Origin of the sequence: Paraburkholderia sp. EG304 (assembly GCF_046543485.1) — a bacterium.
Taxonomy (GTDB): domain Bacteria; phylum Pseudomonadota; class Gammaproteobacteria; order Burkholderiales; family Burkholderiaceae; genus Paraburkholderia; species Paraburkholderia youngii.
In genome coordinates, this window is the sequence record NZ_JBKGUA010000115.1 from 1 (window position 1) to 8976 (window position 8976).

Annotated in this window: 6 protein-coding genes and 1 pseudogene; 3 read left to right on the forward strand and 4 right to left on the reverse strand. The window is 54.3% G+C overall.

The features are described from left to right. Nucleotides 1-1047: 1047 nt before the first annotated feature. A complete protein-coding gene (locus ACLFKU_RS41605; protein ID WP_410853107.1) occupies nt 1048-2286 on the reverse strand; it encodes a glycosyl hydrolase in 1239 nt (412 codons plus the stop codon). Nucleotides 2287-3223: 937 nt separating this feature from the next. Between ACLFKU_RS41605 and ACLFKU_RS41610 the strand changes: the two are divergent. Further along, nucleotides 3224-3820 (forward strand): annotated as a pseudogene (locus tag ACLFKU_RS41610) (sugar transferase); the annotation flags it as partial. Between the two features lie 104 nt (nt 3821-3924). After that, nucleotides 3925-5052 carry a glycosyltransferase gene (locus ACLFKU_RS41615; protein ID WP_410853108.1) on the forward strand — a complete coding sequence of 376 codons (1128 nt, stop codon included), beginning with the start codon at nt 3925-3927 and terminating at the stop codon, nt 5050-5052. A gap of 66 nt (nt 5053-5118) precedes the next feature. Here ACLFKU_RS41615 and ACLFKU_RS41620 read toward each other — a convergent pair whose 3' ends face one another. The 3 genes from ACLFKU_RS41620 to ACLFKU_RS41630 form a co-directional block, all read right to left on the reverse strand. Then, nucleotides 5119-6039 (reverse strand): glycosyltransferase, encoded by a 921-nt coding sequence (locus tag ACLFKU_RS41620; RefSeq protein WP_368587803.1) that lies wholly within the window; start codon nt 6037-6039, stop codon nt 5119-5121. Nucleotides 6040-6142: 103 nt separating this feature from the next. Continuing rightward, nucleotides 6143-7084, reverse strand: coding sequence for a glycosyltransferase (locus tag ACLFKU_RS41625; protein ID WP_410853109.1), 942 nt, complete (start codon nt 7082-7084; stop codon nt 6143-6145). A 310-nt stretch (nt 7085-7394) separates the two neighbouring features. Next, nucleotides 7395-8306, reverse strand: coding sequence for a polysaccharide deacetylase family protein (locus tag ACLFKU_RS41630; RefSeq protein ID WP_368587801.1), 912 nt, complete (start codon nt 8304-8306; stop codon nt 7395-7397). A 402-nt stretch (nt 8307-8708) separates the two neighbouring features. On the opposite strand from ACLFKU_RS41630, the gene ACLFKU_RS41635 reads away from it, so the two are divergent. Beyond that, nucleotides 8709-8976 (forward strand): Wzz/FepE/Etk N-terminal domain-containing protein (locus ACLFKU_RS41635; RefSeq protein WP_410853110.1); only part of this gene is annotated, 268 nt, incomplete at its 3' end.

Sequence of the window (8976 nt, forward strand, 5' to 3'; positions counted from 1 at the left end):
ATGCCCGGGTGAAGGGTGTGATCTTCAACGGGATCGATACGGACGTCTATCGTTACAGTCTGGGCGCGCGCGCCGGCCTCTATCGCAATGCTTCCTATCTCGACGCATTGCCGGCCAGCGGAAAGACAAAGAAAAACTAAGCTTCGCGGCGCGAGGGCCACGGCCGGTTTCTTACCGCTCACTGCGTTCGCCGGCCACTAGACCTGCCTGTTGGCGCCTTCGAAAGCTGAGCGGACGGGCGCCGGCGTCCTCATCTATGGCTGCATCTTTCTGATCTTTACGTCGTGCCGGCCGCCATTGTCTCGACTCCGCTCGAAAGTTGATTCCTGCAGCCTGTTAAGCTGTTCGGGCTTCAGGTCTCACACGGGAAATTGGTCGTAAGTGTCACCATGCCAAATTCCTTTGTCGCCCACGTGTCTGCCATTTCGATGGCTGATGATCTCCGCCTATCGCGATGCCGGCATCTTCGCTCCTAGCGTGTCGACCACTTTTGTGCGTCATACTTTACTGAATCTGCGCGTTGGCCACGAGGCCATTGCCATTCTGGAGATTGGCGCCGAGAGAGGGGCTAAACCCATGCTATAGTGAGTTTCGCTATTTGATCGGTATTCATTCGCAAACAGGGCACTGTGCTTTTGTCAATCTCTGCCGGACTTTAGGTCGCCTTCATCGCACTGTCCGGTGCCGCTAGGGAATATCCCAGCCCATAGCTACGTCACCGATGACATCGTGCTGTTCAAATTCTTAATATCTCGATGTGATCGTAAGGGGAGTGGAAGATGATAACTTTCTTGACGCATGCCGCCTGCCTGCTGATCGGCGTAGCGATTGGGGTCTTTGCGTGTGCGCTTTGCGTTGCGCGCGCGAGAGGATCAAAGGAGGATGATTAGTCGCATTGTGATTTTTATGATTCGTCCGTCATTGAGGATGTCCGCTGCTTCCCAATTTCAAAACTATCAAGCACGTTGGAGCAGGGTAAAACAACAAAAATGACGCAAACGCCGGAGTTGGCGTTCGCGTTCAACTGATCGATCGCAATAGGCGGTTTCACTTGACCGGCGCCAGGTAGGGGGCCGACAGGAATCGCTGCGCTCGCGGGATCGCCGCGGTGTAGGCTCGAATGGCGGCGGCAAGCTGCGGACAAATCAGGTTACGGTTGTAATCGTAGATTGAGTAGCCGTCGCCTTCTCCGTTGCTCGGATCGCCGTTACGCACGACATACCAGAACGCCTTCGCCACCGAACCGTTGTTCATCAAAACTTTCAACTGGTTGAATGCTGCGAGTTGCCCGGCGTCCGTGCGGCTCGTACCGTTGTTGGTTTCGGTAATCCATATCGGCTTGGAACCACTGGCAACCAGATTCGAAACGGTCGTGTTGAACGACTGCATCAGCATGTGGTAATCGGCGCTGCTGAAGTACGGGTGAACGTCGACGACATCGATCGTGGTATTCAACGGGCTGGCCGCGCTCTTCGAGTTATTGCCCATTGCCTTGATGTAGTCGGTCGCCTGGATCAGCTCGTTGCCCGCCGGCGGTTGCCAGCCGTTATTCGGATACGTCGAGTTGTAGAAGTACGAGATCCCCTGAGTGTGCAGAACCGTTTTGTAGCCGGACTGCCTTTTCATGTTCAGGACCTGCTTGGCTTCCGAATAGAGCGTCTTGCTGCGATTCAGAATGTAGCCGGAGATACCGTGCGGATCACCGTAAGATGGGTCCGAGGCGGAGAACGACCAGTTGGTTTCATTGAACAGTTCAATGTCAGCCGTAAACGGCAGCGCGATGTCCATCAGCGAGCCGAAATACTTCGTGAACGCCGCGTCGCAGAAGTCGAGTCGCGCCGACGATGCGCTCGGCGGATTCTGGGTGGCCTGGCATTGGTATGCGCTAGACGGCGCGTACATGCCCACCAGGAAAAGAATCTTCATACCGCGCGTGCGCGCGGCGTTGAGAAGCGCCTTCAGAAAGGTCACCTTATTGGGATCCAGCGTGCTGCCGTCGGCCAGCGTCATGAAGTCCCACGAAACACCGAGGCGAACCGTACCCACGCCCAAACCGGCAATCAGATCCAGGTCCTTTGAGCATTCGCTCAGTGCCATCTGATCCGCACTCCACAGATTGCAGTTCACGTCCATTGCAAAACGGTCGTTTCCGCTTCCGGTGGGCGGCGGCTGCAGCGCCGCAAGCCGATGAGCATTGGCGGTAGTGACGTCCGTCGTTTTGGCGTGACCGTCCTTCGCGAATGACGACATTGGCCGCCCACACAAAAGTGTCAAGGCGGCGAACAAGATAAGAGTTGATTTCATATCTTAACTATAAGGGCTGACACCCAGAATTTGTCCGAAAACGTGAAAGTTAAGTGTGAAGATGAACATCAATTGTTGAAGCCGACATTGGTCGCACGAATAGTCAAACACGCGCATCAGACATTGCGTCGACGTTTCAAGCACAGCATCAACGAAGTCATCGCGTCGAGGTCCACAATGATCGACCGTGTGCGGGAACGCACATCGGGTCTAGCGTAGAGCCGGGATACTTTTGTGGATCGGAAGCGCAGCGACGAGTGGTCGCGTAGGCTTTGACGCGATAGCCCGGAAAATAGGCTGTTCTTCGTCAAATCTTCATTTTTAACCTTCATTGAACGCGCCAATAAGTGTCAACTTAGGTGCGAAAAGAGTCGTATCTCTTTAGACAATTGAAAATCGAAGGCTTTATAAAGCGAGGTTGATCTGTCTGATAAAAAGCATGTGTCTGATGTGGTCGCTTTGTCATGATATTTATCAATGGTGCGCAGAGATAAGAACAATCAGTGGTGAAGTCATCAATTCGAATTCTGCGGATCTGATTGATAAAAGCGCAGTCGGTTGCGCCTGTTGAAGATGATGTGTCGCGAGCGAACTGTACGATGGCGTCTTTATGCGCTATTACTAACATTCGGTCCAGAATTGGGATGTTACGCTGCACGTGAAGTCATCAGTGAATCAATGAAATTAGCCGCACTAAACGATTCGCTTCCACACCAAAACCGGTCTTGCAAGCGCAGGGTGCCTACGCCGGCACCTTCCCCACGAGTTCCCGAACTAAGGAGATAGCATGTTCGAATCCAACGCCGCCGCGGATCCGAAACTGGAAGAGGCGTGCCTTGAGGCGAATTCAAAAAAGGTCGCCTCGGATGACTCGAATCCGCCGGGCGAGAACCTCCTGGGTGCAAGGTGGGATGACGCAGTGAAGAGAGCAATGGACGTTTGCGGAGCGTCAGTTCTGCTGATACTGCTCTCCCCGGTTCTACTGATCATTGCGCTGGTCGTCATGAGCGATCACGGAAACGCCGTATATGGTCATCCAAGAATTGGCCGGGGAGGACGTACTTTCAAGTGCCTTAAGTTCCGCTCCATGGTCAAGAACTCCGATGAGGTTCTTGCCAAACTGCTCGCAACAGATCCGCAGGCACGTGCGGAATGGGACCGAGATTTCAAGCTTAAAAACGACATTCGGGTGACGCCGGTTGGCCGCATTCTGCGCAAGACGAGCCTCGATGAGTTGCCGCAACTCTGGAACGTGCTGCGCGGCGATATGAGCCTGGTGGGCCCCCGCCCTATCGTGCAAAAGGAACTGGTGAGATATGGCCGTGATGTTCGTTACTATCTGGCGCTGAAGCCGGGAATGACGGGCCTATGGCAGGTGAGCGGCCGAAACGATGTGGACTATCCGACGCGAGTTTCGCTCGACGTTCGGTACGCAATGAACCGCTCACTGACATTCGATATGTCGATTCTTCTGAAAACCGTCAAAGTGGTGTTCGCAAAAGACGGCGCCTACTGAGCCGGGCTGAGGTTTTCCGCTATAGGAAATCGCATGTCGTCCCGATCGCCGTGACCGATCGGTGAGGTGATCCGCTATTGCTGAGCAATCCACGAGAAAAAGTTATGAGAGTGGTCCACGTAATTGAATCGACTGCCACAGGAACGCTTGCAGTTGTGAGCACGCTTGCAACGCGGCTCGCCAAGGAAGGTCACGAGGTTTATGTGATCTATTCGGAGCGCGAGGAGACGCCGAAAAACTTGCGCGCAATGTTTCACCCTGATGTCGTCCTGCAGCATCTGCAGATGAAAGGACCATCATTGGCGCACATCATGTCTGTGTTGCGCCAGCAGTTGATCCGACTGAACCCGGATATCATCCATATGCATTCGTCGTTCGCGGGCTTCCTGGGACGAATGTCGACCTTGTTTGCATTGCCATCAACGGCGTTTTTGTATAGCCCGCATTGCATCTCGTTTGTACGGCGGGACATTGGCAGGTTGAAGCGATACTGTTTCGCCGCCTTGGAGTGGCTTGCATGTTTGAAGAGTTGCACATATGTCGGCTGCTCTGAGAGCGAATGCACGGCAATCCGCCGCTATCTTCGGCGAGATGCAGTACTGGTCGAGAATGCGATCGATCGGGCGGTCGGTGTCCATAGCGACACTCGTCTGAGAAGCGCTGAAAAAGACGGGTCGACGAAACGACGGCGAATCATTGCGACTGTGGGCGGCATTCGTGTGCAAAAAAATCCGCATCTGTTCGCGGAGATTGCACGATCGTTTGATCGGGACGACACTGAGTTCGTCTGGATCGGCGACGGTGACGCAGATCTTCGGAGGACGCTCGAGGACGCTGGTGTGCGTGTGACCGGTTGGCTTACCCGTGCTGACGTGATCCAGGCTGTCGTGCAAGCGGATATCTATTTGTCGACAGCGTCCTGGGAGGGGATGCCCATCTCCTTGATTGAGGCAATGACGCTCGGCACACCCGTTGTGGCGTCAGATTGTCCTGGCAATATGGATACCATTCGGCACAATTCGACAGGCGTCCTTTATCGGACGGCTGCGCAAGCGACATCGCTGATCCAGAAGATGCTAACCGACGAGAAAATCCGTGAAGGTTTGTCGCGCCGGGCGCAGGAGGAGGCGCGTAACCGATTCAGCGAAGATCGCTTCTTCAACAACGTCCAACTGCTTTATTCGACCCAACTGCGAAGCATTCGCGAGGGCCGTCCGGTGCTGAGCGAGTAAAAAAGCGCCCGTGGGCGCTGATAATCGAAATGGTTTGTGCGAGTTTCGCGCGAACCATTTTAATTTTTAGATTCTCGCCAGATAACGTTCCACGCCCGAGGCGGCGATTATATTCGTCCACCGCAAATGCAGCAGTGTAGACGGATCGTTTTTCGGCACCATATCGCCATCGAAATTGGAGATGCTAGAGAATACGTCTGGGCCCGTTATTTTGCATTGAATTCCAAACTTGGCGGCGGCGTTCAGATTCGACGGCGAGTCATTGCAGATGATTCTCTTGCCGAGTGCGGCATACTCCAAAAGCTTGGTCGGCGTCTGCACGTCGTATGGACGCTTGTAAGGGATGGTTGAGATAGCGATCTCGCAATTGCGAACCACCGCGAGGGCATCGCGTTGCGGAAGACGACCGGTGAACAGGATGCCGGGCGATTGAAGATATGCGTCGGATATTTCCTTTTCAACAGGCCCAATCAGAACGAGGGTATCCGACACACGCTTGGCGCCCAGGAAGTCCCTGATGAAGCCGTCAAAGCCGCGTTCTCGCGTTATCTCGCCCAGATAGCAATACGTGCCCGCCGGAAGCGTCTGGTTGCGGTCAGCATCCGCGGTGAAAATCCAGTCTGGCACGCCCATTGGCAGAAAAATAGTATCCACTCCGTCGCGGAAACCCATCACTGCGCTCATCGAATCGTTTTGAAAGATTCGAAGATTGGGCCGCGGTTGCAACGTTTTCTTGATAGTGTCCTTTAGCGCACTATTGCGTCCGACCGATAGCGAACGATAGTCGTGGATCACATATTTTGCGGGGGGAATCCTGGGGTAGAAGCCCATGATGCACCAGAGAATGTATTCCTCCGGGTTCTTGACTTTTTTGTAATCATCCAGCGTTCCTGACGTTACCTTACAGCCATTTCCAATAAAGTACTTCGTGTAGGCGTCTATCTCCGGATAGTTCGCCTTGCCGGGGTGAAGAATGAATATCTGCATGTCATTGTCACCGTTCAAGTGTGGTCTCTGCGGCGGCCGGCTCTGCGCTACCACGAGACAGGTCGGCGCGCGATCGTTGCAATGTCGTACGCCAATGAATTGGTCAAGCGTTGGCTAGCTTGATATCCTTCGGCAGAAACGCCGCGACGTTGGATTGCTCTATTACCCGGTCCCAAATGAGATCTGCAAAGTCCGTCCGGCGATTTACTGTCGCACCGCGCGCGGTGTCCTCATCGATTCCATCAAAGATGTTCGCCGTCGTGATCACGCTGTGGATGCCCATCTCTTCACAGCATCTGATATTGGACGGCGAGTCGTTGCAGACGATTTTCTTGCCGAGCGCGGCATACTCGAGCAGCTTGGTCGGCGTTTGATAGCAATGCGGCCGGTGATAGGGGAAATAGCACACCGCAACTTCGGATTCGGCCACGTGCTTCAGCGCCTCACGCTGCGGCAACGGCCCAGTGAAAATGATATTTTTCGCATTCGAGAATCTTTCGTAGATGCGCGGGTCCGGTTTTCCCACGAGGAGAAGGGAGGTGTCGCGCTTCTGGAACTTGTTTATAAACGCTTCCAGCACGCGATCGAAGCCTCGCTCGACGCTCATTTCGCCGATATAACAGAAATCAGCCTTTTTTTCTGTCTGGCCATCATCCTGTACCTCGAAGATCCAGTTCGGCACGCCCATAGGCAGGATGACACTGGGGACACCGTGGCCGAAACCCATGATCTCCTGTTGGCGTTTGTTTTGAAAGATCCGCAGATTCGGCTGGCAATTGAGGTACCGCTTGGCGACGTCTTTTATCGCCGGCCAGCCCCCAACGGACAGAGAACGGTAGTCGTGGATGACGAAGTCGGATTCAAACCGATTTGGATAAAAACCCATGATTTCCCACAACACGAAATCCGCCTTGTTTTCGAGCGCGCGGTACTCGCTTATTGTTCCAACCACCACATCCACGCCGCGGGATTTGAAATAGTTTTGATAGGCAGTAATTTCCGGATAATTGGCGTTACCGGGAGATGTGATGAAGATTTTACGCATGCCGCCTTCCTTTTTAACCATAGAGATAAGGAACAATAAGACCGTACGACTAGTGCTCCGGCGGCTTACTTCCGCCTTTAATTGGCAGGTGAGCGAACGTTGACCGCTTGTCTTTCTCGAAGCCGGGATCGCCCGCGATAGCAGTTTTATTCGCAAATAACCTATCGTGGTGATTCGCTGCCTGGCCGAATGCCGCGCGGTGCTCAAATTTCCTACGCCACAGCGCGGTCTGTCTCGTCGTCGCTCGGGCGACATTGCCTCGCCTCGACCCAATTCGGTCCGTGCGCGGTGGTCGGCGGCGCTGCGCTATTTACGCCTGATTCAATACACGGGGTCTGCTGAAGATGCGCTGAGCGAAGCGCCGGACGCGTCCCAGTCGTAGATAGCGCGGTGCCAACGTCAGGCCTGTAAGCTGCGCGGCGAACCACGCTACGGAAGAGTGATCGTCAATGTCGAACGCCTTGAGCCGGAACGGATCGCTTCCTTCGTCGTTCCAGCCGACGTCGGTCGTGCGTGCGCTCTTGTAGCCGGCGGCCTTCAGCAGTTCGACTTCGCGCGGGCCAAAAATGCCATAGGGATACGCGAAATGCTCGCATGGCTTACCGACGATCCGTTCTACCTCCAATTTTGAAAGCGCGAGCTCTTCAAAGCATTCTTCATCTTCACAGAAGGTCAGTGTAGGGTGATAGCGCGTGTGCGACTGGAAGTCGACATAAGGGCGCATCTCTTCTATATGGGCGGCGCTGAGGCCACTAATCGTCGCCGATGCGTCAAGCAAGTCCTGATGAAAGCCTCGCGCGTCCAGTTCAGCCAGGCGCTCCCGGTTTTTCATGCGGATGAGCCGCTTCACACCTGCATCCTTCGCGACAGGATGTAGGAACCAGTGAGTACGATCTTGCGCCACGATGCTGCTGCAAATGTAAATGGTCGGGTACACACCGTACTTAATAAATACGGGCAGCAACTTCGCATTGCCAATATGGCCGTCATCAAACGTGACGGCTACGCGCGGGCGACCACTACCACGCGAATTTGCCTGCGACAAGGGCACGAACTCGACCTTGTCTTTCAGGTACTCGAAATGAGCCTCGAGCGTGGCGGGTGATGGATCGTGATAGAGCAGAATCGCGGTGCGGTCCCGCCAAAGCAAGGCGCGAATCGCGGCGGGGGTTCCACTGAAAAGGAGCGCGCGTGTGAAAATCTCACGCATCAATTGTTTCATATGCATCCCAAGCTAACGGCATTGAATGGGATTCTGACGTTGCAGCCACAAAAGCGATGTGCGTTAGCGTACAGAGATAATGACAGCCTTCAGATAGTCTGGGATACTCGTTAGTGCGCCGTATGCGCTATTTTTCCAGAGCTGGATCTACTGCGGGGAAACAGGGGTTCAGCGAAGAATTGCGCAGTCTTTATGTTTATACGGTAAGACGATTATTCTGAAGTTGGTGGCGCGCAAAGCGGAGGAACATCGCAAAATTGCGTTGCACACCGAACTGACGCACGCAGCGTCAGCATTCAAAATGTTGCCGTCCCGTGACAGAAAGCGAGAATTGGCAACGCCGCATCGCCTGCATCTTGAATCCAGCTTCCATCCTTTTCGTACACCCGCCCTGGGGTTTCGATGAATCAGAACTCTCTCCTTACGAATGCTGCCGTGGTGCGCAATAACGATGTCAGTCTTTCACGTTATTTCGACGTACTGATGGCCAACCGCTGGCTGGTCGGTGGAATCGCCGGCAGCGTGCTCGCCCTGGGCGTGGCGTACGCGTTTATCGCGCCATCGGTGTACCAGGCCGATATTCTCGTGCAGGTGGAAGACAGCATCCCGACCAACAATTCAAAGAGTCCTCTGGGCGACGTCTCGAGCATGTTCGACGTCAAGACAGAGG

Coding starts and splice junctions, on each gene's coding strand:
- ACLFKU_RS41615 (WP_410853108.1), top strand. CDS start 3,925: ATGAGAGTGGTCCACGTAATTGAATCGACTGCCACAGGAACGCTTGCA.
- ACLFKU_RS41620 (WP_368587803.1), bottom strand. CDS start 6,039: ATGCAGATATTCATTCTTCACCCCGGCAAGGCGAACTATCCGGAGATA.
- ACLFKU_RS41625 (WP_410853109.1), bottom strand. CDS start 7,084: ATGCGTAAAATCTTCATCACATCTCCCGGTAACGCCAATTATCCGGAA.
- ACLFKU_RS41630 (WP_368587801.1), bottom strand. CDS start 8,306: ATGAAACAATTGATGCGTGAGATTTTCACACGCGCGCTCCTTTTCAGT.